Raw genomic sequence first — 25,218 nt, forward strand, 5'->3', positions numbered from 1 at the left:
TGTGGATCAGTGCCGTAGCGAGGAGGTGCCCGGGGCGCTGGCTGGGCGTGGCCGGTGGGGCCCCTCGCAATGGTTTTGCGTGGGGCCACGCCGGACGCGTCCAGACGGCGTCCCGGGTGCCCCGCAGTAGGCAAAGATCCACAGGACAGGCCCTCAAGACGTTCGTATCTCTCGTTTGTTCGGGTAGGCCAGAATCCTCGCGTGGCCAAGAAGAAAGATGCGGGGGCGTCGACCCCGGCGGTGAAGGTTCTGACCGGTGCTGGGGTTGAGTTCACGACGCACACGTTCGAGGCGGAAGACCGCAGCCGGTCCTCGTCCTCGCCGCGGGTGTCGTTCGGCGCCGAGGCGGCGAGCGCGCTGGGGGTCAGTGAATCCCGGGTGTTCAAGACGCTGATGGCCGACGTGGACGGCGCCCTGTGGGTGGCGGTGGTGCCGGTGAACGGGCAGCTCGACCTAAAGGCTCTGGCCGCGGCCGCCAGCGGTAAGAAGGCCGCGATGGCTGATCCCACCGCGGCCGAGCGCAGCAGTGGCTATGTGGTGGGAGGCATCAGCCCGCTCGGTCAGCGCAAGGCTCTGCCCACGGTGGTTGACTCCTCCGCCCTGGAATACCCCACTGTGTTCGTCAGCGGGGGCCGGCGCGGGCTGGACCTGGAGCTCGCCCCGCAAGACTTGGTGCGGCTGACCCGGGCCCGCACCGCACCGATCGGGCGCGCGAACTAGATCGTGATGGCCAGGTCGTCGATGTCGTCCAGGTTCCCGCCGTCGGCCAGGATCCGCTGGTAGTTGGCCAGCCGGTACTGGTCGATCTCGGTGTTGCTGAGCCCGCGCTTCCAGTAGCCGTACAGCGCCACGTGTTCCTTGGCCAGACCGACCGTGCTGCGGAAGTGTGAGCGCAGGGCCCGCATGTCTTCGCGTTCCCCGGCGCCCCAGACCACGTACTGCTCGGGGTTGGGCAGTACGTGGGCGCGCTCCAGGAGACCGGTTTCGATGCGGTGCAGTTCGAGGCCCGGGACGGACGGCAGTTCGGCGAAGGCAGCGGCATCTTCGGTCCGGACCCAGCCCACTCCCCCGACACGTTCCGGCCAGTGGGCGAGGATGGCGTACAGCGCGGGAATTGCTGTCGCGTCCAGGAAAAGCGCTACCGGGCGAGCAGGTTCGTCCGGGATGACGAAATGCTGACGGGGACCGCGAAAGGCTACCTCCAGCCCGAGCCTGAGACCCGCGGCCCATTGCATCATCGGGCTCTCGCCAGAATGCAGCACCACGTCCACCTCGATCGTGGCGGCGGTCGGGTCGAATCGCCGGACTGTGTACACCCTGGAGACGTCGGCGCTGAGTTCCAGCCGCAGGGTGACGTTCGGGGTGCCCCAGGTCGGATCGGCCGCTACCGGTGCCGGCAGTTCGGCGGTGAACCGGAGGAGGTGTGGGGTTGGGTGGTGGATCCCGGTGATCGTGGCGGTGGCGTCGTGCATGGCGCGGTTGTGGTCGGCGCTGCGCAGTGGGGCGGTCTCGGTCATGTCGGCTCCTGATCGGTGGCTCTGAGACCTCAAGTTAGGCTTCTGCCTGGCCAGAGACTTTGCGGGAGGCGCCATGGTGTTATCACCCGGACAACAGGTGCTCCCGCCGAGCAGGCTGACCGCCGAGGCCGGGCCGGAGAGCGTTCTGCTGGTGGTGCTGACCGGATCGGCCAAGGTCAGAGCCTCGTCAGCCACGGTGAAGGTGGGTCCGGGCCAGGCGCTGCGGATCCCGCCCGGCACCAGTCACACGATCATCACCGCAGCGGACACAGTCGCCCTGCCGATCCGCCTGGCAGCCGGCCTGAACGAGGAGGACCTTCCGCCCGACCTACGCAGCACCACCGATCCCGTCCCTAGCTATGTCTCCCCCGACTGGTATCTCCGCCTGGTCCACCTTTTCGCCCGCAACCTGGGCTACCTCGATCTCCCTGAGCCGACGAACGCGGTCCCCGCCGGTTCGCTCCCCCGGTCACCGGACGCGTTCGCCGTAGCTCGCCTGTTGTTGGAGAACCCGACGCGCGAAGATTCCCCCGCAGCGCTCGCCGCCCGCGTGGGGATCAGCGAGCGCACGCTGCAACGCCGATTCGCCGACGAGACAGGGCTTTCGTTCTCCACGTGGCGCAGCCGGCTGCGAGTCCAGATCGCGGCGCAACACCTGCAAGAGGGACGCGGGGTGAGCTGGGTGGCAGCGCAGGTGGGTTTTCGGAGTGCGAGCGGTTTCGCCCGAGCCTTTCGAGAACACCAGGGGACGTCGGCGCGCGAGTTCCGCCGAAACTCCACCTCAGGGAGCGGGGCGAGTCAGGTCTCGGTTCCGCAAGCCGTTCCCCCGTCGCAGACCTGGCCCCGGGTCAATGGATCGCATGTTGCGGTGTGGATGTACCGGGGGTCAGCCGAAGCAGTCGTCGGCGGGAGGGCTTTCGCGTTGACCCAAGGCGATGCTCTGATCCTGCCAGCCGGAATCAGCACGCAGGTAAGGGTTGCTGCCGATTCTCTCTTGCTGCCGCTGGGCTTCCGCTCCGGAGGCGGCGCTCCCCTATCGGTGGATTCGCTCACCACCACGCGGTTTTCCGCAGCCGACGAGAACTATCTGCTGCACCACCTCATCGCCACGTACACCCAGTTGCGCCCAGGCGGACACCGCAGCACCGACGTCTTCGATCTGGTTGCCGCCCGTACGACCATCCTGCCCAACCTGGATCCGGCAGCCGACCTGGCCGTTCGAATCGCCCGGAACCCGCTGGAGCACGGGGGTCTGGCCGACTTTTCCGGCGTGGACGCCCAGGCGTTCCGGGCGGCCACCGGCTTGGACTTTGCGAACTGGCGCCGCCAGGCCCGGCTCACGCTCGCCCGGGAACTTCTGCTACGCGGACTGCCGCCCAGCGCCGTCTCACGCCAGGTCGGCTACGCCCATCTGTCCGGGTTCAGCCGGGCCTTCAGCGCCGCCTACGGCATCTCGCCCCGACGCTTCGCTGCTCAGATCCCGCCCGTACCCGCACATCCGGCGCGGGTCAGTTGAAATCCGGCTGCAGGTCAGATCGGGAGGCCAGCTCGAGCCGGCGCGAGGTCCAGGGCATGATCGCGCCGATCATGATCACCACCGCAGTGGTGGCCGGCCAGATGAACGCCGAGCCGATCGCCCGCAGGGGCAGCTCCGGATTGTCCAGCCGGTCGCCCAGCTGCCAGGCGATCGCAGCGCCGATCGTGCAGGTGAGAAGCAGCGCCACCACCCGCACCACCGGCCGACGCCCGGGCCAGACCAGGGGGTAGACGCCGGTCAGCACCCCGGCGACCAGGCCCAGCCCGGCCAGCGTTCCGTCCACCGCCGCCTGAACCTCCTGCTCATCGCCCAGGTTCTGGGTCGAGGGCAGGATCACCCGCCAGATCACCGCGATCAGCACGCCCAGCAACAGCGGGACCACCAGAGCCGGGGTCTCGCCGGATCGTTTCTGCTTCATCTCTCAGCTGTTCTTTTCCTGCGCCGTCGCGAGCCAGTTCGCCAGCAGTGCGGTGCCCTGCTCGAAGGTGTCGGCGCCGATCGCCCCGTGCACCGCGAAGTAGGTCACCAGCGGCCCGCCGTCCGGGTCGTCGATGTCGCACGCCTCGCACAGCACCACGGTTCGCGATTCGCCGCCCGGTTCCGGGACCAGGGCCGAAAGGATGCCCTGGGTACCGCATTCGGGGCAGTCCGGGGCGGGTTCCGGGGTGGTCTCCACCGTCACCGGAACCTCGTCGCCGGACCGCCCGGTCACAGCACGACCGCAGTCGAGCCGAGCAGCGCCTTAAGCTCACCCATCAACGCCCCGCTGATCGCCACCGGGTAGTCCGGCAGCTCCATCACCGTCTCCCGGCGGTTGTGCGACTTCAGGCACAGGTGCACGGGGGTGTCACCGGGGTGACTGGTCAGGATCTGGCGCATCTTCTCGGCCAGCTCCGGCACCACCCGGTGGGTGGGCACGGTCAGCACGATCGGCGCGGTCCCGCCCGAGACCCCGGACACGTCCAGGATCTTCAGCTCCCGGCCCATCATCGAGAACACGCCGTCGCGGTCCTGGATCACCCCGGTCACCGAGACCACCAGGTCCTCGGACAGTTCCGGGGCGATCGCCATGTACGACTGGCCGAAGAACGAGACCTCGATCGAGGCGTCCTTGTCCTCGACGAAGATCTTGCCCCAGGGGTTGCCGGACTTCGCCGAGATCCGTCGCTCCACCGTGGTGATCAGCCCGGACACCGTGACATTGCCCTGCGGGGCGCCGTCCTGGGAGTGCAGCTCGGCGATGGTCAGGTCCCGCTCGCGGGCCAGGATCCGCTCGGTGCCGTCCAGCGGGTGGCTGGAGACGTACAGGCCCAGCATGTCCCGCTCGAAGGCCAGCAGCTCCTTGCGCGACCACTCGGTCTCGTCCAGATCCAGCTGCAGGCCGAACGACTCGTCGGCCTCGGTGTCCAGGGTGCCGAACAGGTCGTCCTGGCCGATCCCGGCCGCCCGCTTCACCCCCATCACCGCGTCGATCGCCGGCTCGGCCACCTTGACCAGGCCCTTGCGGGTGTGGCCGAGGGAGTCGAAGGCACCACCGCGGATCAGCGAGTCGATCGCCCGCTTGTTGCAGGCGGGCAGGTCGATCTTGTCCAGGAAGTCGGCGAACGAGGTGAAGGCGCCCTTCTCCTGGCGGGCCTCGACGATCGACTCGATCACGTTGACCCCGACGTTGCGGATCGCCTTCATCCCGAACCGGACGTTCTCGCCGACGGCGGTGAAGTCGGCCACCGACTCGTTGATGTCCGGCTGCATCACCTTGATCCCGATCGAGCGGGCGTCGGCCAGGTAGATCGCGGCCTTGTCCTTGCTGTCGTCGACCGAGGTGAGCAGGGCGGCGGCGTACTCGGCCGGGTAGTTGGCCTTCAGGTAGGCGGTCCAGTAGGCGACCAGACCGTAACCGGCGGTGTGCGACTTGTTGAAGGCGTACCCGGCGAACGGGAGCATGACGTCCCACAGCGCCTTGATCGCCTCGTCGCGGTAGCCGTTGCTCTTCATCCCGGCCTCGAAGTTCTTGAACTCCTTCTCCAGGATCTCGACCTTCTTCTTACCCATCGCCCGGCGCAGCAGGTCGGCCTGGCCCAGGGTGTACCCGGCCACCGCCCGGGCCGTGGCCATGATCTGCTCTTGGTAGACCAGCAGGTGGAAGGTGGTTCCGAGGATCGGCTCGAGCACTTCCTCGAGGTCGGGGTGGATCGGCACCACGTCCTGCTTGCCGTTCTTGCGCAGCGCGTAGTTGATGTGCGCGTTGGCCGCCATCGGACCCGGCCGGTACAGCGCCAGCACGGCCGCGATGTCCTCGAACCGGGTGGGTTCCATCAGCTTCAGCAGCGCCCGCATCGGCCCGCCGTCCAGCTGGAACACGCCCAGGGTCTCGCCCCGGGCCAGCAGCTGGTACGTCTTCTCGTCGTCCAGCGGCATGGTCAGGGTGTCGAGCTCGACCCCCCGGTTGGCCTTGATGATCTTGATCGCGTGATCGATGATGCCCAGGTTGCGCAGGCCCAGGAAGTCCATCTTCATCAGGCCCATTTCCTCGCACTGAGGATAGGAGAAGCCTGTGAGCAGGGTTCCGTCGGAGGCGCGCTTGTGCATCGGGACCAGGTCGAGCAGCGGCGCGGAGGAAAGGATCACCGCAGCCGCGTGCACGCCGGTACCGCGGATCAGGCCCTCGACGCCCAGGCCGGTGTTGTAGATCTTCTTGACGTCCGGGTCGGTCTCGATCAGCGTGCGGATCTCGCCGCCCTCGGCGTACCGGCCGTGGTCCTTGTTGAACAGGTCGCCGAGCGGGACGCCCTTGCCCATCACGTCCGGCGGCATCGCCTTGGTGATCCGGTCACCCATCGCGAACGGGTAGCCCAGGATCCGGTTCGAGTCCTTGATCGCGGCCTTGGCCTTGATCGTGCCGAAGGTGTTCACCTGGGCGGTGTACTCGGCGCCGTACTTCTCGGTGACGTACTTGACCATCCGGTCGCGCTGGCGGTCGTCGAAGTCGAGGTCGACATCGGGCGGGCTGATCCGGTCCGGGTTCAGGAACCGCTCGAACAGCAGCTGGTGCTCCAGCGGATCCAGCTCGGTGATCCGGGTGGCGTAGGCGATGATCGAGCCGGTGGCCGAACCACGGCCCGGGCCCACCGGGATGCCGTTGTCCCGGGCGTACTGGCAGATGTCGGAGACGATGAGGAAGTAGCTGGAGTACCCCATCGGCCCGATGACCTTCATCTCGGTCTCGTACCGCTCGATCACGTGCTCGGGCAGCGGGTCGCCGTAACGCGCCTTCAGCCCGACCTCGACCCGCTGGCGCAGGTACGACTCCTGGGTCTCGCCCGGCGGCACGTCGAACTGCGGCATCCGGTCGACGTAGGTGAACACCTCGTCGTAGCCCTCGACCATCTCGGCCACCCGCAGCGTGTTGTCGCACGCCTCGGGCAGCTCGGAGAACAGCTCGCGCATCTGCTCGCTGGTCTTGAGGTAGTAGCCGCTGCCGGAGAACTTGAACCGGTTCGGGTCGTCCTTGTTCTTGCCCACCCCGATGCACAGCAGGCTGTCGTGCGCGTCGGCCTCTTCCTCGAGCACGTAGTGGCTGTCGTTGGTGGCCAGCAACGGGATGTCCAGGTGCTTGGCCAGCTTGAGCAGGTCCATCCGGACCTCGCGCTCGATGTCCAGGCCGTGGTCCATCAGCTCGAGGAAGTAGTTCTCCTTGCCCAGGATGTCCTGGTAGCTGGAGGCGACGGCGACCGCCTCGTCCCACTGGCCCAGCCGCAGCCGGGTCTGGATCGCGCCGGACGGGCAGCCGGTGGTGCCGATGATCCCCTCGGCGTGCTGGGAGATCAGCTCCATGTCCATCCGCGGCTTGCCGGCCGGGAACTGCCCCTCGTACGAGGCCACCGAGGAGAGCCGGAACAGGTTGCGCAGGCCGGTGGCGTTCTTGGCCCACATCGTCATGTGGGTGAAGCGGCCACCACCGGAGACGTCCTTACCGGCCTCGGAGCCGTCGGCCGCCACCCCGCGCTGGCCGCCCTTGCCCCAGAACACCTGGCGCTTGTGGTGGCGCGACTCGGGGGCCAGGTAGGCCTCGATCCCGATGATCGGCTTGACCGGGCCCTTCTTGGCGGTCTGGTAGAACTCGTACGCCCCGAACATGTTGCCGTGGTCGCTCATCGCGATGGCCGGCGCACCCTGCCGTTCCGCCTCGGCGAACAGCCGTTTGTTCTTCGCCGCCCCGTCCAGCATGGAGAACTCGGTGTGGACATGCAGATGGACGAAGTCGCTCACGGCGGGTGCTGCTCCTGCACTTCGATGTCGGGGGGCTCGAAGTGGCCAGTTTAGGCACCCGCCGTTGCCTCGCGAGACCCAACACGCGATTCGCACCCAAGGCGGGACCGACGTCTCAAATCAGGGGTTGCAGCCGGCGGCTCGCGGTCGTTCTAACTGGCGGCCTGGAGTCGTTCCAGCGCAACCGCCAGGTCGTCCGGGTACTCGCTCTCGAACTCGACCCACTCGCCGCTGCCCGGGTGGTCGAACCCCAGCCGCATGGCGTGCAGCCACTGCCGGCTGAGGCCCAGGCGGGCGGCCAGCTTGGGGTCGCAGCCGTACATCGGATCGCCGACGCAGGGGTGACGCAGGGTGGAGAAGTGCACCCGGATCTGGTGGGTACGCCCGGTCTCCAGATGAACCTCGACCAGGGACGCGGCGCGGAACGCCTCCAGCGTCTCGTAATGGGTGACGCTCGCCTTGCCTCCAGTGACCACGGCCCACTTGTAGTCGTGGGTGGGGTGGCGGCCGATCGGCGCGTCGATGGTGCCGCGCAGCGGGTCGGGGTGGCCCTGGACGATCGCGTGGTACGTCTTGTCCACCGTGCGGTCGCGGAAGGCCTGCTTGAGCACCGAGTACGCGTACTCGCTCTTGGCCACCACCATCAGGCCGCTGGTACCTACGTCGAGGCGGTGCACGATGCCCTGCCGCTCGGGCGCCCCCGAGGTGGCGATCGAGTAGCCGGCCGCGGCCAGACCCTGGGTGACCGTAGGACCGGTCCAGCCCGGGCTGGGGTGCGCGGCCACGCCGACCGGTTTGTCGATGACCACCAGATCGTCGTCGTCGTGCACGATCCGCATCCCTGGAACCGGCTCCGGCGGGGGTAGCTCGTCCTTCTCGGCACCCGGCAGAGTGATCTCCAGCCAGGCCCCGGCCCGCAGGCGCTCGGACTTGCCGACCGCCGAGCCGTCGAGCAGTACCGCCCCGTCGGTCGCCAGGTCGGCCACGGCATTGCGGGACAGGCCGAACAGCCGGGCCAGGCCGGCGTCGAGGCGCTCCCCCGCCAGCCCGTCCGGCACCGGCATCGAGCGCACCTCAGGCATCGTCGTCTTTCTCGTTCTTCTTCTCCGGCTTCTCGGAGGTCACCTTCTGGCCGTCCAGGCCGATGCCGATCACGCTGAGCACCGCGATCAGCACCGCCGCGCAGGTGATCGAGACGTCGGCGAAGTTGAAGATCGGCCAGTTCGGCAGCTCGAGGAAGTCGACCACGTGACCGCGGAACACCCCGGGCGAACGGAAGATCCGGTCGGTCAGGTTGCCCACCGCACCGCCCAGGAGCAGGCCGAGCGCGACCGCCCAGCCCCAGTGCCCGAGGGTGCGCGACATCCGGATGATGAAGATCGCCACGGCGATCGCGATCACCGAGAAGATCCAGGTGGCGCCGGTGGCCATGGAGAACGCGGCGCCCGGATTACGGATCAGGTAGAAGCCGAACAGGTCGCCGACCACGTCGATCCGGCCGCGGCCGGCCAGCTCCTCCACCGCGATGTACTTGGTGAGCTGATCCACCCCGAGCACGATCAGGGCGATCAGCGGCACGGCGGCGGAGTAGGCGCGGCGGCGCCGGGGCGGCGGCGGGGTCTGCCCGTCCTCCGGGGCGTCCGGAGTCTGCGTGGGCGGGGTGGGCTCAGTCATCGTCCTCATAGGGTGCCATGACTGGCATGCGCCGATGCACCTAGCGCCGTTCCTGCTTCTGCTTGCAGCTCACGCACAGCGCCGCCCGGGGGAAGGCCTCCAGCCGGGGTAGCGCGATCGGCTCGGCGCAGGACTCGCAGACGCCGTAGGTACCGGCCTCGATCCGGCCCAGGGCCGCTTCGGTGTCCCGGATGGATTCGTCGATCTGCGACAGCAGCGCCTGCTCATGCTCGCGCTCGAAGGTCTTGCCGCTGGCGTCGGCCGGGTCGTCGCCCGAGCCCACCTGGCTGTCCCGGATCACCTCGGCCAGACCGGCCAGGCCGGCTTCCCGCTCGCCCTGCATCCGCAGCAGGTCGGCCTGCAGTTCGGCGCGGATGCCCTCGTACTGGCCGTTCTGGCCGGTCTTGTTCCGGACGGCGGTGGGTGAGCCGGTGGTCGGTGCCGTCCGCTTGGCCGCCTTGGCTGCGGTGGCCGGCTTCGCGCTCTTGCTCGCCGGGCTTCTACCCGTCTGCGTGGTCGCGGTGGCAACACTCTTGCGCTCGGCCCGTGGCACGTAACCATCCCCCTACGGCAACGCGAAGCGGCGCCGGGTCGAGGCTGGACCCGGCACCGCTCGCAAAACGGCTAGCGGCAGATTCAGACAAGTCTGAACCCGCCGAGCCGTGGTGGCTAGCCGTCACGGCCAGCCGATGTTCAGTTCTGCCCGCCGAAGGGGTACTGCGCGGGGGCGTCGGCACCGGAGTCGTAACCACCCCGGGTCGGCAGGGGCGCTCCGTAGGGAGCAGCACCGACACCGGCCGGCTGGGACTGCGGCTGCTGCGGGCCCCGGGTGGGCACGACGGCGGCCTTGGACTCCAGCTCGCGCAGCTGGCCCTCCAGGTAGGACTTCAGGCGGCTGCGGTACTCCCGCTCGAAGGCCCGCAGCTCGTCGATCTTGCGCTCGAGCAGCGAACGCTCCTGCTCCAGCGAGCCGAGGGTCTGACGCTGCTTCTCCTCAGCCTCACGGATCAGGCGGTTGGAGTGCTCGCGAGCCTCGCCCACGATCCGGTCGCGGGTCTGCTCACCGTTGCGCACGTACTCGTCGTGCAGCTTCTGGGCCAGGGCGAGCATGCCGGCTGCGGCCTCGGGGCCCTGGGCCGGCGACTCCATGACGGCGGGAACCCGGACCGGCTCCGGAGCGACCGCGGCCACCGGCTGCGGTGCGGGCTGCGGGGTCGGCATCGGGGCGGGCGCCGGCGGTTCGGGGGCGGACTCGCGGGCCACGTTGGCACGGGACAGTTCGCCCACGCGGCGCTCGCAGGAGCTCAGCTTGCCGCGCAGCTCCTCGTTCTCCTCGCCGAGACGACGCAGCTCGTTGACGACCTCGTCCAGGAAGTCGTCTACCTCGTCCTGGTCGTAGCCCTCACGAAACTTTGTCGCCTGGAAGCGCTTATTAACAACGTCTTCGGGCGTCAACGCCATCTGGTCACCTCGCGTTGGTCACTCAATCGGAAGTGCGGAGCCGCTGCTACGCCACCGTACCGGAAGCTGACGCTACACAAGGTCGGAGCAGAAGACCACTTCCGGAGCAACGGACCGTCATGTGTCACGCACGCTGTGTCACCTAAAGGTGCGACGTACGCCATTCGAGGCTACGGCCGCAGCACCTGCATCAGGATGCTCACTATGAGGAACAACACGATGAAGGCGAGATCCAGTTGGATCGCCCCGATGCGCAGCGGCGGGAGCAGCCGGCGCAGCGCCTTCAGCGGCGGATCGGTGCCCGAGTAGATCCCCTCGGCGATCACCAGCACCACGCCCCGCGGGCGCCAGTCCCGGGCGAACACCTGGATCCAGTCGATCACCAGCCGGCCGATCAGGATGATGAAGAACAGGAAGACGACGTAATAGAGCAGGTACCTGATCACGTCCACGACGGTTACGACTCCGCTTGCACTCAAGGTTCGGAACGGTCCGGCCCGGACCACGTCTCGTGGCGGGCCGGCCGAGAAGGACGGCTGCAGTCGAACGGCGTTCACCGTAGCGAACCGGGCATCGATGTATCCGCCCGGATCGCCTAGGATGATCCATGTTGCCCGTCACGGCGGCCCGACCGGCCGGATTCGACGGGAACAGTCGTCCTATGCATCAGCCGGTACAACGCACCGGCTGGCCGTGCGGTGCCCACACTCGCCCGTCCGGCGGAAAGCGACCTCGGGCGGCCCATCGGCCGCGCAACACCGCCCGCACGGGCAGGCAAGCTTCAAGCGAAGGCTGCCCCGGCGGGCCCACTGGCATGCCCGGATCCGCCCGGACACACGAAAGAAACCGTCCACCCCTGCGCCAAGCAGGTGCGACGGGAGTGCAGATCCGCCCGGTCAGCGGGCGGTTGCCGTACCCCGGAAGATCAGGACTGGTTGAAGAACGCCGAGCGCTCGGTCGGCCGGGGCTTCTCCGGGGTCGCCACCTCGACGTTCGCCGGGGACAGCAGGAAGACCTTGCCGGTCACCTTCTCGATCGACCCGTGCAGACCGAAGACCAGCCCGGCGGAGAAGTCGACCAGACGCTTGGCGTCCGCGTCGTCCATGTCCGTCAGGTTCATGATCACCGGCGTACCGGAGCGGAAGCTCTCGCCGATGGTCTTGGCCTCGTTGTACGTCCGGGGATGGATCGTGGTGATCCGGTGGATCTCGGCCGAGGGGTGCGCGACCACCCGGGCGATGTTCCCCTGGCCGGCGGCGCGGCCGATCGGCGTGACCGCCGCCCGGCGCTCCTCGCGCTCATCTTCGTCGTCCACGACCGGATCGAAGTCCTCGTCCTCGTACTCGTCGTACGCCGAGTAGCGGTCGTCGTCCTCGGCAAGGCCCAGGTACACCATGGTCTTGCGCAGTGCGCCGCTCATCGAAACCTCCGCATGTTCGCTCACCCTGCGACGAAGCTACCCGAGGGGCGGCCCCGGACCGGGGACCACGCTTCCGACACGCAGATGACTTGCTCCGTGACTCAGCGCTTGCACAAATTCCCCGGTCTCGCCACCGGAAAAGGCGGTTGCCTCCGGGTGCTTGATCAGTAGATGCAGGAAGAGCCGCAAAAGTTCGCAATCGCCCCGATCTGGGGCCCAAGTCACAACAACTGCGGGCCGACGGACCCGACACGGGCGGTGATCACGCCCGTCACCGGACCGCTCGCCGAATCCGAAGATCACGACTTGGTCTCGCTCGTGTCGTTCGGCGCGTCGGGCAAACGAAACCGGGGCGACGAGGTGAGCTGCAGCACACTTCGTCGCCCCGGTCCCGGTGTCCTACTTCAGGAAATCAGGGACATCCAGGTCGTCGTCGTCCAGCACGATCGGCCGCGGGGTGCGGGCCGGGCGCGGATCCGTCACCTCGATCACCCGCGGCGGGGTGGGCGTCGGGTCGTTGTGCACCTCGGACTGCTCGGCGTACTCGGCCTCGCCGGAGTGCCGCCAGCTCTCGGCCTCCGGCTCGGGGGCCGGCGGGTTCAGCGGCGTCGGCTGGGCGTAGCCGTGGTTGCCGCCCTGCCCGTAGCCGTTGCCGGCGATCGGGATCGGGGTGGGCGCGGTGACCGGCTGCTGCGGGATCGGCCCGGTGCCGTACTGGCTCGGCGCCGAAGCGCCGGCCGGCAGCGGGGTAGCCGCCTGGACGTGCGCCGGGCGTTGCTGGCCGGAGCTCGGAGGTATCTGTTGCCGCCCGCTGACCTGCCCCAACGCGTTCTGGTCGGAGCGTTTCACCGGGCTGCCGCCGTCGAAGCCGGCCGCGATCACGGTGACTCGCACCTCGTCGCCCAGGGCGTCGTCGATCACCGCACCGAAGATGATGTTGGCCTCCGGGTGGGCCGCCTCCTGGACCAGCCGGGCCGCCTCGTTGATCTCGAAGAGGCCCAGGTCGGAGCCACCCTGGATGGACAGCAGCACACCGTGCGCGCCGTCCACGCTGGCTTCCAGCAGTGGCGAGGAGATCGCCGTCTCGGCCGCCTGGATGGCCCGGTCCTCACCGCGGGCCGAGCCGATCCCCATCAGCGCGCTGCCGGCCCCCTGCATCACCGACTTCACGTCGGCGAAGTCCAGGTTGATCAGGCCGGGGGTGGTGATCAGGTCGGTGATGCCCTGGACACCGGACAGCAGCACCTGGTCGGCCGAGCGGAAGGCGTCGAGCACGCTGACGTGCCGGTCGCTGATCGACAGCAGCCGGTCGTTCGGGATGGTGATGAGGGTGTCGACCTCTTCGCGCAGGCTGGTGATGCCCGAGTCGGCCTGGGTGGAGCGGCGCCGGCCCTCGAAGGTGAACGGCCGGGTGACCACACCGATCGTCAGGGCGCCGAGCGAGCGGGCGATCCGGGCGACCACCGGCGCACCACCGGTGCCCGTGCCACCACCCTCGCCGGCGGTCACGAAGACCATGTCGGCGCCCTTGATCACTTCTTCGATCTCTTCGGCGTGGTCCTCGGCGGCCTTGCGGCCGACCTCCGGATCGGCGCCGGCGCCCAGGCCACGGGTGAGCTCCCGGCCTACGTCGAGCTTGACGTCGGCGTCGCTCATCAGCAGCGCCTGCGCGTCGGTGTTGATCGCGATGAACTCGACGCCCTTGAGTCCCACCTCGATCATCCGGTTGACCGCGTTGACGCCGCCGCCACCGATACCTACAACCTTGATGACCGCGAGGTAGTTCTGCGGAGCTGCCACGTCGGGGTGCCTCTCGCTCGCCGGATCCGTAGACCCTCACCCTCAACTGGAGGGTTATAGTTATGTCAGCCTGTCCTGATAAGCGAACGTAGGTGTCCTCCCGGGGCCTTTCAACGACCTCGGGGGTGTGTCGCCCGGCGGAGTCAATCCCCTGGCCGGGCAACCGGGCCGAAGCCTTCGATCACCTTGCGTTCGCGGGGAACTACGAAGCGGTGGACGGCATCTCCGGCGCCCGCACGTCGTAGCTCTTCGCCTTCTGCTTGAGCAGGGCCGTCAGCACGGTGGCCTTCTGCTCGCCCTGCTCCGCATCGCCCCACTGCACCAGCACGGTGCGGTTCCCGGCGTTCTTCAGCGGGGCGGAGAGTCTCAGCCAGATCCCGTCCGGGGAGCTGGTGCCGATCGCCTTCAGCCGGCTGCTGAGGTTCTCCGGCAGGCCCTCGCGCACCGCCAGCACCCCGCGCAGGTTGGCGACGCTGTTCTTGTGGCCGAGCTCGACCTCGATCTGCGGCACCCCGGCCGGGACGTTCTTGGCCGGGCGGGTCTCGATCACCACGCCCTCGTCGTCGACCAGCTGCATCATCAGCATCGGGCCGGTCGACTCCCCGGCGGTGGAGTTGCCCGCCACCCGGCTCGAGGGCAGCGCCGCCACCGGCCGCCGCTCGTTCACCTCGACCTGCAGGACACCCGGCCAGGACCGGCTGACCTCGACATCCTTGACCAGCCGGAGCTTCCCGACCTGCGCACCGATCTCCCCGGTACGGGCCAGCAGGAGTGAGTGCCCCAGCTCGGTCTCCGCGACCGCGCGCACCTCGGACTCGCTGACCCGGTCCAGCCCGGCGATCTGCACCTGGTTGACCGTGGCCCACGGCGAGAAGATCACCGCCCACACACCGGCGGTGACGGCGATCACGGTGGTCACCGCGATCAGGGTCTGCCGACGCCGGCGGGCCCGGGCCCGCGCGGCGAACCGCTGGGCCGAGGTCTTGGACACCACCGAGCGGGTCCGGACCGGGGCCGCGGCCAGGCCGGCCGAGCGACTGGCCGTGACCGTGCGCTTCGCCTTGGCCTTGGCCACCGGCTTCTTCTTCGGAGTCGGCTTCTTCTTCGGCCCAGGCTTCGGCTGAGCAGTGCTTTTACCAGCGGACGCGGCCCCGCCCGGCTTGCGTCGGGGAGCGGATCCCCGGCCCGTCGCCGTGCGGGGCGTGGCGCTTCGACCCGGTCGCCGGCCAGGTCCGCTGGAAGCGTTGCGGCTCATGCCGACCGGTGCTCGCCGTCGCTGTGGCGCAGGGCCGCCAGAATGGCCGGGCCCAGGGTGGTGATGTCGCCGGCGCCGATGGTCAGCACCAGGTCGCCCTTCTGCACCCGGGCCACCACTTCCTCGACCGCGGCCGCGGCCGTGGCCCGGTAGGCCACCTGGGACTGCGGCAGGCGTACCGCGTTCGAGACCAGTTCGCCGGTGACGCCGGGCTCGGGATCCTCCCGGGCGGCGTACACGTCGAGCACCACCACCTCGTCGGCCAGCGACAGGGCGGCGCCGAAGTCGTCGGCGAAGATCCGGGTCCGGCTGAACAGGTGCGGCTGGAACACCGCCAGCACCCGGCCCTCCCCCACCACGGCCCGGGCGGCCTTCAGTACCGCCCGCACCTCGGTCGGGTGGTGCGCGTAGTCGTCGACCACCCGCACCCCGTGCTCGGTGCCCTTGTCCTCGAACCGCCGGCGGGTGCCGCCGAAGCTGCGGACCGCGGTCAGCGCAGGCGCGCCGGAGACCCCGAAGTGCCGGGCCACGCACCAGGCCGCCACCGCGTTCAGGGCGTTGTGCACCCCCGGGACCCGCAGCGTGACCGGGCCGATCCGGGTGCCGTCGGGCCGGGCCTCGATCGCGAACTGCACACCCTCGGGCGTCTCTTCGAGGTCGACCAGGCGTACGTCGTTGTCCTCGCCCAGGCCGTAACGGCAGATCCGCACGGCGTGGCCGGCCAGCTCGTCGTGGGCCTGCTCCAGCACCCGGCGCACGCCCGGGTCGTCGCCGCAGCCCACGACCATGCCGCCGGGCACCACCTTCTGGCTGAACTCGACGAAGGCGGCCTCGACCGCCTCGGCGCTGCCGTAGTGGTCCAGGTGGTCGGGCTCGACGTTGGTGATCACCGCGACCTCGGGCCGGTAGAGCAGGAACGAGCCGTCCGACTCGTCCGCCTCGGCCACGAAGATGTCGCCGGAGCCGTCGTGCGCACCCTGCCCACCCTCGGTGAGCTCGCCGCCGATCGCGAACGAGGGGTCCAGCCCGCACTCGCGCAGCAGCACCGTGGTCATGCCGGTGGTGGTGGTCTTGCCGTGGGTACCGGCGATCGCCACCGGGCGGCGGCCGGTCATCAGCGCGGCCAGCGCCTCGGAACGGTGCAGCACCCGCAGGCCCTTCTCCCGCGCCTCGAGGAGCTCCGGGTTGTCCGGCCGGACCGCGGTGGAGATCACCACGGTGGAGCCGGCCGGCACCTGGTCGGCGCTGTGCCCGATGAACACGGCGGCGCCCCCGGCCCGCAGCCCGGTCAGCACCGGGCTGTCCCGGCTGTCGCTGCCGGAGACCACGGCGCCGCGGGCCAGCAGCAGCCGGGCGATGCCGGACATCCCGGCCCCGCCGATCCCGATCAGGTGCGCGGCCAGGATCGGTTCGTCCACCAGCGGCGCACCGTCGGCGCTGGTCACCGTGGCCTCGCCGGAGATCCGGCCACCGACCCGCTGGCCACCGATGGTGGGCACGCTCAGCTCGGCGTCCTGCTCGGGTTGCGTCATCGGGCTTGTTACCTTCCTGCGTGCGAGCGGGCCGCAGCCACCTCGACCATGGACGCGAGCCGCTCGTCGGCGTCGCGGATGCCGAACCGGGCCGCCGCATCGCCCATCGCGTGCAGCCGGGCCGGGTCGCTGAGCAGCGGGACCAGCACGTTCGCGACCCAGGTGGGGGTGCAGGCGGCGTTGTCGATCAGCAGCCCGCCACCGGCCGCGACCACCGGCTCGGCGTTGTGCCGCTGCTCGCCGTTGCCGATCGGCAGCGGCACGTAGGCGGCGGGCAGGCCCAGCGCGGTGACCTCGCTGACGTTGCCCGCGCCGGAGCGGCAGACCACCATGTCGGCGGCGGCGAAGGCCAGGTCCATCCGGTCGAGGTACTCGGTGACCACGTAGCCGGCGGGCGGCTCACCGTCGAACGGCACGCTCTTGCCCCGGCCGGCGGTGTGCAGCACCTGGATCCCGGCGCCGTTCAGCAGCCAGGCGGTCTTGCCGAAGGTGTCGTTCAGCTGCTGCGCGCCGAGCGAGCCGCCGGTCACGAACAGCGTGGTCTGGTTGGGCTTCAGGCCCAGCGCCACCCGGGCGGTCTCACGCTGCGAGTACCGGTCCAGAGTGGTGATCTGCCGGCGCAGCGGCAGGCCGATCACCTGGCCGTTGCGCAGCGGGGTACCCGGGAAGGTGACACCGACGTGCGGCGTGAGCCAGGAACCGAGGCGGTTGGCCAGACCGGGCCGGGCGTTGGCCTCGTGCACCACGATCGGCACCCCGAGGCGGCGCGCGGCCAGGTAGGCCGGCGAGGACACGTAGCCGCCGAAACCGACCATCACGTCGGCGTCACGCAGCACCGCGGCGGCCGCGTCGATCGCAGCCTTCAGCTTGCCCGGCAGCTTGAACACCTCGGGCGAGGGCTTGCGCGGTAGCGGTACCCGGGGCATCAGCTCCAGGTCGTAGCCCGCTGCCGGGACCAGCCGGGCCTCCAGGCCCTCGGCGGTGCCCAGCGCGGTGATCTTCGTGGCCGGGTCGCGACGGCGCAGGCAGTCAGCCAGTGCCAGAAGCGGGGCGATGTGGCCGGTGGTGCCACCCCCGGCCAGTACGACGGACAGACTCATCGGCTCCTGCCTTCCCTGCGTACCGGCAGCACAGCGAGGGAACGCTGTACCAGTCCGGCCCGTGCGGCCAGTGCCTCGGCCGCTCCTGATTCGCGCCGGGCGAAGCCCAGCACCATGCCGATCGCGGCGAGCATCGTGACCAGTGCCGTACCGCCGCTGGAGACCAGCGGCAGCGGCATCCCGACGATCGGGAGCAGGCCGACGACCCCGCCGATGTTGATCACCGAGTGGGTGACCACCCAGACCAGAACGCCTGCGGTGGCGATCTTCACGAACAGCTCCTCGGTGCGCAGCACGATCCGGGCCAGGCTGAGACACAGGGTCAGCAGCAGACCGATCACCAGCAACGTACCGATGAGCCCGAGCTCCTCGCCGATGATGGCGAAGATGAAGTCGTTGTGCGCCTCGGGCAGCAGGCCCCACTTCTCCCGGCTGCCGCCCAGGCCGACGCCGCCCCAGCCGCCGGTGGCCAGCGCCCACTGCCCGTGCACGCTCTGGAAGCAGCCGTCCATCACGCTCTCGCTGGAGGCGTCGCAACCCTGCAGCCAGGTGCCGATCCGGCTCAGCCGGTTCCCGCTGACCAGCACCAGCATCAGCACCGCGAACATCAGCGCGCCGGCCGCCGCGGCGAAGATCCGCAGCGGGGCCCCGGCCACGAACAGCAGCCCGGCCACGATCGCCATCACCACCATCGCGGTGCCCAGGTCCTTGCCGCCCATGATCAGCAGGAGCAGCACCCCGGCCCCCGGCACCACCGGGATCAGCGCGTGCAGCGGCTGGTCCATCAGCGAGCGCTTGCGCACCAGCACGGTGGCGGACCAGACGATCAGCGCGAACTTGCCCACCTCGGCGGGCTGCAGGTTGAAACCGGCGATCGAGATCCAGCCGTAGTTGCCGTTGGTACCGGCCCGGAACGGCGGGATCAGGGTGAGGAACTGCAGGACGAACGAGAACAGCAGCAGCGGCCAGGACAGCACCTGCCAGGTGCGGACCGGGATCCGCGAGCAGATCACCAGGGCCGGGAAACCGATGGCGGCGAACATCGCCTGGCGCCAGAACTCGCTGAACGGCGAGGCCCCACTGGCGATCGAGGTGACGCTGGAACTGGAGAGCACCATCACCAGACCGATGCAGGTCAGCGTGACGGTGGCCCCCAGCACCAGGTAGTACGAGGTCAGCGGCGCGTTCAGCCGGCCGGCCACCCGCTGCCCCAGACCCGGCGAGGCGCCGGCCCGGGGCGGATCGGCGGTGACGGTCACGCCACGTCCTTCACTGCGGCGGCGAAGGCCTGCCCCCGGGCCGAGAAGGCTTCTCCCGCGGGCGCCGGGAACGCCGGGCTGAGCAGCACCGTGTCACCGGCACGGGCCACCGCTTCGGCCTGCTCGACCGCGGCACGCATCACGGGCTCGATCTGGGGCACCTCACCAGTCTCCTGGACCGCCGAGTCGAAGACCGGGACATCAGGGGCGTGTCGACCGAGCGCCTCACGGATCGCGACCGAGCCCTCGCCCGGCAGCAGCACGACGCCCCGCAGCCGGCCCGCGTACTTCTGCACGGTCGCGTCCAGGTCCACCGGAGCCGGACCGTGTCCACCGGCGATCCAGACCACCGACTCGAAGCTGGAAAGCCCTGCGGCAACCGCGAAAGCGTCGGTGGCGGCGGAGTCGTCCACCCAGTCCACCTCGGCGCTGCGGGTGAGCAGGTTCAGCCGGTGGGTCAGCGGGTAGTAGTGCCGCAGGCCGTCACGCACCGCCGACGGGTTCACCCCGTAGGCCCGCGCCAGCGAGGCCGCGGCCAGCGCGTTGAGCACGTTGTGGGCGGCCAGCACCCCGGCGCCCGCGGTGCGGACGTCCTCAGTCGTACCCAGCTCGGCCGCCGAGGTGGTGCGCTGAGGCACGAAAGCCCGGTCGCACAGCACGTCCTCGACCAGGCCGAGCATCGAGACCGCGGGCGTGCCGCCGGAGAAACCGACGGCGCGGGCGCCCTCGATCACGTCGGCCTCGCGCACCAGTTCCTCGGTGGCCGGGTCGGCCACGTTGTACACGCAGGCGACCTCGGTGTTCTCGTAGATCCGCCCGTAGTCCTGGGCGAGTTCGGCCGGGCCGACGTTCAGGCAGACCGAGGCCAGCGGCTGCAGCGAGGACGACCAGCGCAGCTGGTGCGCCGACAACTGCACGGCGAGGACGTCGTACGGCTGCGGGTGCAGCACCGACTCCAGCAGTGAGGTGCCGGCCTGGCCGGTCGAGGTGGCCCGCCGGCCGTGGGCCGAGAGCATGGTGGCCAGCATCGTGGCCGTGGTCGCCTTGCCCCGGGTGCCGGTGATGGTCAGCCAGGGCGCGGGCTCCTCGGCCGGGCGCAGCTGCCAGGCCAGCTCGGCCTCGGCCCAGACCGGGATGCCCGCGGCCAGGGCGTCGCGGACCACCGGGTGCTCGGAGTCCCAGCCCGGGGAGACGATCAGCAGCTCGGCCCCGACATCGGGCAGCCCGGCCACGTGCTCGGCGCCGAACCGGATGTCCGCGCCCAGCACCTCCAGCACGGTGCCCCGGTCGCGCCGGTTGCCGGAGTCGTCGGCCTCGATGATCGTCACCTGGGCGCCGCGTTCCAGCAGCGCGTCGGCACAGGCGAAGCCCGAGATCCCGATCCCCGCGACGACGACCTTGAGGCCGTCCCACTTCAAGGACGTCATATGCCCACCACCCACTCGGCGTAGAACACGCCCAGACCGAGCGCGGCGAACAGTCCGGCGATGATCCAGAACCGGATCACGATGGTCACCTCGCCCCACCCGACCAGCTCGAAGTGGTGCTGCAGGGGGGCCATCCGGAACACCCGTTTACCGGTCAGCTTGAACGAGCCGACCTGGATGATCACCGAGAGCGTGATCATGATGAACAGGCCGGCCAGCGGCACCAGCAGCAGTTCGGTGCGGGTGGTGATGGCCAGGCCGGCCAGGCCGCCGCCGAGCGCCAGCGAGCCGGTGTCACCCATGAAGATCTTGGCCGGGGAGGCGTTCCACCACAGGAACCCGAAGCAGGCGCCGGCCATGCAGACCGCGACCACCGCCAGGTCGCGCGGATCGCGGACCTCGTAGCACTGCGGGCCGGCCCCGGAGGCCAGCTGGCAGGACTGGTTGGACTGCCAGATCCCGATGATCACGTAGGCGCCGAACACCATCACGCTGGCGCCGGTGGCCAGACCGTCCAGGCCGTCGGTCAGGTTCACCCCGTTACTGGCGCCCGCGATCATGATGTACGTCCAGGCCACGTACAGGATCAGGCCGATCACCGGGCCGGCGAAGGCCAGGTCGACCGCGGTGTCACGGATGAACGAGATCGCGGTCGAGCCCGGGGTGCGGAAGCCGTCGTCCGGGAACTGCAGGGTGAGCACCGCGAAGGTGATCGAGACGAACGACTGCCCGGCCAGCTTGCCGCCGGCGGTCAGGCCGAGGCTGCGCTGTTTGCTGATCTTGATGAAGTCGTCCAGGAACCCGACCAGGCCCATGCCGGTGATCAGGTACAGCACCAGCAGGCCGGACGCGGTCGGCGGGCTCAGCGTGATCGCGTGCGCCACCACGTAGCCGATCAGCGCCGACATGATGATCACGGCGCCGCCCATGGTCGGGGTGCCGCGCTTGACGTGGTGCGAGGTCGGGCCGTCGTCCCGGACGAACTGGCCGTACCGCCGCCGCACCAGGAACCGGATGAACAACGGGGTTCCGAAGAGTGCACAGATCAGCGACACGGCCGCGGCGATCAGGACCGTTCTCACGACGCTGCCTCGGTCTCTCTCGTTCGGCGCCGACCGGGGATCGGCGGCTTCGGGTACGTGCGGTGTTTCGGGGCGGTGCAACGGGGGATTGCGCGCATGCCGGACATCAGCTGGACGGACCCCCGCAAGTCCTGGGGGCGCATCGTCCGGCGCTCACCGTACCGAGCCGGGGCGGGGCCTGCTTCACCGGTTCCGCCCTTCCGGGAGCCGATCGGGACCTCGGTCCGCAGCCGGGCCGGTCAGGCTCAGGTCGGCCCGGGCGATCACGTCCGCGAGCACCTCCCGGTCGTCGAACGGGTGCACCACCCCGGCGATGTCCTGACCTCGCTCGTGCCCCTTGCCTGCCACCAGGACGGTTCCCTCGGGGCCGGCGTACGCGACGGCGGCCTCGATCGCCCGGCGCCGGTCGGCGATCTCGACGACCTCGGTGAGCCCGCAACCGGCGTCCAGGTTCGTTCGTGCCCCTTCGAGCACCGCAGCCCGGATCTCGGCCGGTACCTCGGAGCGGGGATTGTCGTCCGTCACCACGACCACGTCCGCGTGGAAGGCAGCCTCGGCGCCCATCTTCGGGCGCTTGGCCCGGTCGCGGTCTCCCCCGGCACCCAGAACGATCACCAGGAGGCCCTTACGGGCGGGCCGTAGGGCCTTCAGAGCGGTGGCTACGGCGTCGGGTGTGTGGGCGTAGTCCACGACCGCCAGAGGGGCGCTGGCGACCTGCTCCATCCGCCCCGGAACGGCCGGGGCGGCCGCCAGCTGACGGGCCGCATCGACGGCGGGAGTGCCGGAAGCGACCAGCATCAGCAGCGCCAGCACGGTGTTCGCGACGTTGAAGTCGCCCGGGAGCGGGCAGTGCCCCAGCACCTTCTCGCCACCGGGGCCCACCAGGACGAAGTCGGTGCCGCCCTCCTGGGGATCGGCCTCGGCCACCCTCCAGTCGGCTTCGACACCGGGCTTAGTGGCGAAAGTCACCACCGGGACGGCGGACTCGCGGGCGAGCCGGACCCCCCATTCGTCGTCCACGCAGATCACGCCCTGCCGGGCCCGCTGCGGGGTGAACAGCTCGGCCTTGGCCGCGAAGTAGTCCTCCATCGTGGGATGGAAGTCCAGGTGGTCCTGCGAGAGGTTGGTGAAGCCGGCCACGTCGAACCGGATCCCGTCGACCCGGCCCAGGGTGAGGGCGTGGCTGGAGACCTCCATCGAGCAGACGTCCACCCCACGGGCCAGCATCAGCGCCATCAGCGCGGCCAGATCGGGGGCCTCGGGGGTGGTACGGACGCTGTCCACCTGCTCGTCGATGATCCGGGTGAGCACCGTGCCGATCAGGCCGCAGCGCCGCCCGGCCGCCCGCAGCGCCCCGTCCAGCAGGAACGTGGTGGTGGTCTTGCCGTTGGTGCCGGTGACGCCGAACATCAGCATCTGCTCGGCGGGCCGGCCGAACACCCAGGCCGCCAGGCCACCCAGGACCTCGCGGGGGTTCGGCACCACCACCAGGGGCAGACCGCTCTCGGCGGCCAGCTCGGCGCCCTCCGGATCGGTCAGCACCGCGGTGGCGCCCAGTTGCGCGGCCCCGGCGCTGAACTTCGCGCCGTGGGTACGCGCACCGGGCAGCGCGGCGTAGAGGTCGCCCGGCTGCACCGCTCTGGAGTCCAGGCAGACACCGGTGATCGTGACGTCACTCCAGGCCTGCGGCACGGTGGTACCGAGGACGTCGGCGACGTCGGCTAAGGATTGAGCGGGCGCGGGATCGCGCGGCGGGACCGGCACGGTGGTCGAGGCTATCCGGTTCTGGCTACCGGTCAGGACCACGTGAGCGGGAACTGGCGCTTCTTGGCCCCGCTCGGCTCGATCCCCTGCGAGATCAGCGCATCAGTCATGATCCGCTGGAACACCGGCCCGGCCACGGTTCCGCCGTAGTGACCCTTGGTCGGGTTCTGCACGAACACCGCGACCACCAGCTCCGGGTCGTCGGCCGGGGCCATCCCCACGAAACTGGCCGTGTACCCGTCGTAACGGCCGAGTTCCGCGCTGTAGCGCTGAGCGGTACCGGTCTTGCCGGCCACCCGGTAGCCCGGGATCTCGGCGTCCACCGCCGTTCCGTCCTCGCTGACCACGCTCTCCAGCATCAGCCTCAGGTCCTCGGCCGTCTTCTGGCTGATCACTCTGGTCTTCTCCCCGGCCGGCTCGGCCTCGAGCTGCCCGTCGGCCCCGGTGACCGCCTTGATCAGCTTCGGCTGCACCCGCACCCCGTCGTTGGCGACGGTGGCGAAGACACTGGCCGACTGCAGCGCGGTGACCGAGAGCCCCTGCCCGAACATCACGTTCAGCCGGGTCCGCCCGTCCCAATCCTGCGGGGTGCCGAGGATGCCGGCCGACTCGGCCAGCCCCACCCCGGTCTTGCTGCCCAGGCCGAACTTGGTCAGGTAGTCGTACATGGTCTGCGAGCTCATCTTCTCGCCGACCATCACCGTGCCGGTGTTCGAGGACTGGGCCAGAACCCCGGCGAAAGTGAGCTTCTCGGTCTCGTGCTCGTGCGAGTCCCGGATCTGCCCGGCCGCCCCCCGGTCCAGCAGGTAGGGCACCTTCATCGGCGTGGTGGGCTCCACCTCGCCCTCCTCGAGGGCGGCCGCGGCGGTGATCACCTTGCTGGTCGAGCCGGGCTCGAAAACGTCCAGCAGGGCCCGGTTGTTGCGGTTCTCGACCTTGGAGCTGCCGGGCGAGTTGGAGTCGAAGGTGGGCACGTCGGCCAGCGCCAGGATCTCGCCGGTCCGCTTCATCACCACCAGCTGGGCGGAGTCGGCCTTGGAGCTCTTCACCACCTTCTCCAGGGCTTCCTGCGCCTTGAACTGCAGGTCCCGGTCGAGGGTGAGCTGAACCTGCTTGCCGTCCACCGGGTCGGTCTGCGAACTCACCCCGGTGGCGATCGGCTGGCCGTTCGAGCCGCGCTCGTAGCTGGACTCGCCGTCGGTGCCGTGCAGCAGCTCGTTCTGCGAGCTCTCGATCCCGGAGACCGCCTTGCCCTCGCTGTTGATGAAACCGAGCACGTTGGAGGCCACCGAACCGGCCGGGTAGGTGCGCCGGCTGGCCTGCACCCCGATCACGCCGGGGATCCGCAGGGCCGAGACATCGCGCCAGACCGTGGGTTCCACGCTCTTGGCCACGTACCCGAACCGCTTGGTGCCCTCCAGCGACTTCTGGACGTCGGCCACCGGCAGATCGAGCACCGGGGCCAGGGCCCGGGCGGCCGCCGCCACGCCCTTCTCGCTCTCCGCCACCTTGGCGTACTTGTTGTACAGCGGCACCAGGGTCTGGTCGACGGTGATGTGCCGGCGCTCCACCGTGGTGGCCAGCACCGTGCCCTCGGTGTCCAGGATGTCGCCGCGGTGGGCGTACAGGGTCTCGGTGCGCATCCGGTTGTCCAGCGCCTCGGCCGAGAGTTTCTCCGACTCGAAAGTCTGCAGCTGCACCAGTCTTCCGGCGAGCACCACGAAGATCAGCACCACCACGGCGGCGGTCAGCCGCAGCCGGGCGTCCGGGGCACCGGCCCGCGGCGGGCCGAGGTTCAGCAGTGGCCCGCGCGGGCCCCGCGGACCACCTGAACCCGACCGGCGCCGCTTCTTCTGCGCCCGAGCAGTTCTCGCCACTGGGCCGAGCGCCGACCGGGTCAGCACCTTGGCCTTCTTGACCGGTTTGCGCGCTACCGGGCGCCGCGGAACACTTTTCCGGGCGACCGGTTTCGCCGTGGCCTTCTTCTTGGCCACCGGCTTCTTCGCCGCGGCCTTCTTCACCGCAGCCTTTTTCACCGTCGGCTTCTTCACCGCCGGCTTCTTCGCCGTCTTCTTGGCAGTGGAACTGGTAGCGGAACGGCCCGCCCCTCGCGGGTACTCG

21 protein-coding genes are annotated in these 25,218 nt (G+C 69.8%); 2 read left to right on the plus strand and 19 right to left on the minus strand.

Features of this window, described 5'->3' with window-relative positions; translation table 11 throughout:
• Positions 1–201 precede the first annotated feature (201 nt).
• A complete protein-coding gene (gene ybaK, locus LR394_RS11185) occupies positions 202–720 on the plus strand; it encodes a Cys-tRNA(Pro) deacylase (protein WP_231440680.1) in 519 nt (172 codons plus the stop codon).
• On the opposite strand, the gene LR394_RS11190 is transcribed toward ybaK, so the two are convergent.
• A complete protein-coding gene (locus LR394_RS11190; protein WP_231440682.1) occupies positions 717–1,517 on the minus strand; it encodes a siderophore-interacting protein in 801 nt (266 codons plus the stop codon). The genes ybaK and LR394_RS11190 overlap by 4 nt on opposite strands.
• A gap of 73 nt (positions 1,518–1,590) precedes the next feature.
• Between LR394_RS11190 and LR394_RS11195 the strand changes: the two genes are divergently transcribed.
• Positions 1,591–3,033 carry a helix-turn-helix domain-containing protein gene (locus tag LR394_RS11195; RefSeq protein WP_231440684.1) on the plus strand — a complete coding sequence of 481 codons (1,443 nt, stop codon included), beginning with the start codon at positions 1,591–1,593 and terminating at the stop codon, positions 3,031–3,033.
• On the opposite strand, the gene LR394_RS11200 is transcribed toward LR394_RS11195, so the two are convergent.
• The 18 genes from LR394_RS11200 to LR394_RS11285 form a co-directional block, all read right to left on the minus strand.
• On the minus strand, positions 3,026–3,472 hold the full coding sequence (locus LR394_RS11200; protein ID WP_231440686.1) for a hypothetical protein: 447 nt from the start codon (positions 3,470–3,472) through the stop codon (positions 3,026–3,028). The genes LR394_RS11195 and LR394_RS11200 overlap by 8 nt on opposite strands.
• 3 nt (positions 3,473–3,475) lie before the next feature.
• On the minus strand, positions 3,476–3,766 hold the full coding sequence (locus LR394_RS11205; RefSeq protein WP_231440687.1) for a DUF6300 family protein: 291 nt from the start codon (positions 3,764–3,766) through the stop codon (positions 3,476–3,478).
• Complete coding sequence (gene dnaE / locus LR394_RS11210; protein WP_231440689.1) at positions 3,763–7,323, minus strand: DNA polymerase III subunit alpha; 3,561 nt, start codon at positions 7,321–7,323, stop codon at positions 3,763–3,765. Before dnaE ends, LR394_RS11205 begins: the two co-directional genes overlap by 4 nt.
• A 152-nt stretch (positions 7,324–7,475) precedes the next feature.
• Complete coding sequence (locus tag LR394_RS11215) at positions 7,476–8,405, minus strand: RluA family pseudouridine synthase (protein ID WP_231440692.1); 930 nt, start codon at positions 8,403–8,405, stop codon at positions 7,476–7,478.
• Positions 8,398–8,997, minus strand: coding sequence for a signal peptidase II (gene lspA, locus LR394_RS11220; protein WP_231440696.1), 600 nt, complete (start codon positions 8,995–8,997; stop codon positions 8,398–8,400). The genes LR394_RS11215 and lspA overlap by 8 nt, the downstream gene beginning before the upstream one ends.
• Before the next feature lie 40 nt (positions 8,998–9,037).
• A complete protein-coding gene (locus LR394_RS42870; protein ID WP_231440698.1) occupies positions 9,038–9,550 on the minus strand; it encodes a TraR/DksA family transcriptional regulator in 513 nt (170 codons plus the stop codon).
• A gap of 140 nt (positions 9,551–9,690) precedes the next feature.
• On the minus strand, positions 9,691–10,458 hold the full coding sequence (locus tag LR394_RS11230; protein WP_231440699.1) for a DivIVA domain-containing protein: 768 nt from the start codon (positions 10,456–10,458) through the stop codon (positions 9,691–9,693).
• Positions 10,459–10,628: 170 nt separating this feature from the next.
• On the minus strand, positions 10,629–10,910 hold the full coding sequence (locus LR394_RS11235; protein WP_231440701.1) for a YggT family protein: 282 nt from the start codon (positions 10,908–10,910) through the stop codon (positions 10,629–10,631).
• Between the two features lie 473 nt (positions 10,911–11,383).
• Positions 11,384–11,878, minus strand: a complete 495-nt coding sequence (locus LR394_RS11240; protein ID WP_231440703.1) for a cell division protein SepF — start codon at positions 11,876–11,878, stop codon at positions 11,384–11,386.
• Between the two features lie 399 nt (positions 11,879–12,277).
• A complete protein-coding gene (gene ftsZ / locus LR394_RS11245) occupies positions 12,278–13,678 on the minus strand; it encodes a cell division protein FtsZ (protein ID WP_231440704.1) in 1,401 nt (466 codons plus the stop codon).
• A gap of 202 nt (positions 13,679–13,880) precedes the next feature.
• Positions 13,881–14,753, minus strand: coding sequence for a cell division protein FtsQ/DivIB (locus LR394_RS11250; RefSeq protein ID WP_231440706.1), 873 nt, complete (start codon positions 14,751–14,753; stop codon positions 13,881–13,883).
• A 176-nt stretch (positions 14,754–14,929) separates the two neighbouring features.
• Positions 14,930–16,465, minus strand: a complete 1,536-nt coding sequence (murC, locus tag LR394_RS11255; protein ID WP_231440708.1) for a UDP-N-acetylmuramate--L-alanine ligase — start codon at positions 16,463–16,465, stop codon at positions 14,930–14,932.
• A gap of 8 nt (positions 16,466–16,473) precedes the next feature.
• Positions 16,474–17,559, minus strand: a complete 1,086-nt coding sequence (murG, locus tag LR394_RS11260) for an undecaprenyldiphospho-muramoylpentapeptide beta-N-acetylglucosaminyltransferase (protein WP_407937029.1) — start codon at positions 17,557–17,559, stop codon at positions 16,474–16,476.
• Between the two features lie 2 nt (positions 17,560–17,561).
• Complete coding sequence (ftsW, locus tag LR394_RS11265) at positions 17,562–18,824, minus strand: putative lipid II flippase FtsW (protein WP_231440711.1); 1,263 nt, start codon at positions 18,822–18,824, stop codon at positions 17,562–17,564.
• Positions 18,821–20,251 carry a UDP-N-acetylmuramoyl-L-alanine--D-glutamate ligase gene (gene murD, locus LR394_RS11270; RefSeq protein WP_231440713.1) on the minus strand — a complete coding sequence of 477 codons (1,431 nt, stop codon included), beginning with the start codon at positions 20,249–20,251 and terminating at the stop codon, positions 18,821–18,823. The genes ftsW and murD overlap by 4 nt, the downstream gene beginning before the upstream one ends.
• Entirely contained in the window at positions 20,248–21,333 is a 1,086-nt protein-coding gene (mraY, locus tag LR394_RS11275; protein ID WP_231440715.1) for a phospho-N-acetylmuramoyl-pentapeptide-transferase, read from the minus strand. The genes murD and mraY overlap by 4 nt, the downstream gene beginning before the upstream one ends.
• A gap of 183 nt (positions 21,334–21,516) precedes the next feature.
• Entirely contained in the window at positions 21,517–23,097 is a 1,581-nt protein-coding gene (locus tag LR394_RS11280; RefSeq protein ID WP_231440717.1) for a UDP-N-acetylmuramoyl-L-alanyl-D-glutamate--2,6-diaminopimelate ligase, read from the minus strand.
• 32 nt (positions 23,098–23,129) lie between these two features.
• Entirely contained in the window at positions 23,130–25,148 is a 2,019-nt protein-coding gene (locus tag LR394_RS11285; RefSeq protein WP_231440718.1) for a peptidoglycan D,D-transpeptidase FtsI family protein, read from the minus strand.
• Positions 25,149–25,218 lie beyond the last annotated feature (70 nt).

The sequence above is a fragment of the Kineosporia babensis genome, from assembly GCF_021129305.1.
Classification (GTDB): Bacteria; Actinomycetota; Actinomycetes; order Actinomycetales; family Kineosporiaceae; genus Kineosporia; species Kineosporia babensis.

Bases quoted from the DNA above. Each gene is read 5' to 3' on its own strand.
- LR394_RS11215 (WP_231440692.1), bottom strand. From the start codon at position 8,405: ATGCCTGAGGTGCGCTCGATGCCGGTGCCGGACGGGCTGGCGGGGGAG.
- lspA (WP_231440696.1), bottom strand. From the start codon at position 8,997: ATGACTGAGCCCACCCCGCCCACGCAGACTCCGGACGCCCCGGAGGAC.
- LR394_RS11195 (WP_231440684.1), top strand. From the start codon at position 1,591: ATGGTGTTATCACCCGGACAACAGGTGCTCCCGCCGAGCAGGCTGACC.
- LR394_RS11240 (WP_231440703.1), bottom strand. From the start codon at position 11,878: ATGAGCGGCGCACTGCGCAAGACCATGGTGTACCTGGGCCTTGCCGAG.
- LR394_RS11190 (WP_231440682.1), bottom strand. From the start codon at position 1,517: ATGACCGAGACCGCCCCACTGCGCAGCGCCGACCACAACCGCGCCATG.
- LR394_RS11230 (WP_231440699.1), bottom strand. From the start codon at position 10,458: ATGGCGTTGACGCCCGAAGACGTTGTTAATAAGCGCTTCCAGGCGACA.
- murC (WP_231440708.1), bottom strand. From the start codon at position 16,465: ATGACGCAACCCGAGCAGGACGCCGAGCTGAGCGTGCCCACCATCGGT.
- LR394_RS11200 (WP_231440686.1), bottom strand. From the start codon at position 3,472: ATGAAGCAGAAACGATCCGGCGAGACCCCGGCTCTGGTGGTCCCGCTG.
- murD (WP_231440713.1), bottom strand. From the start codon at position 20,251: ATGACGTCCTTGAAGTGGGACGGCCTCAAGGTCGTCGTCGCGGGGATC.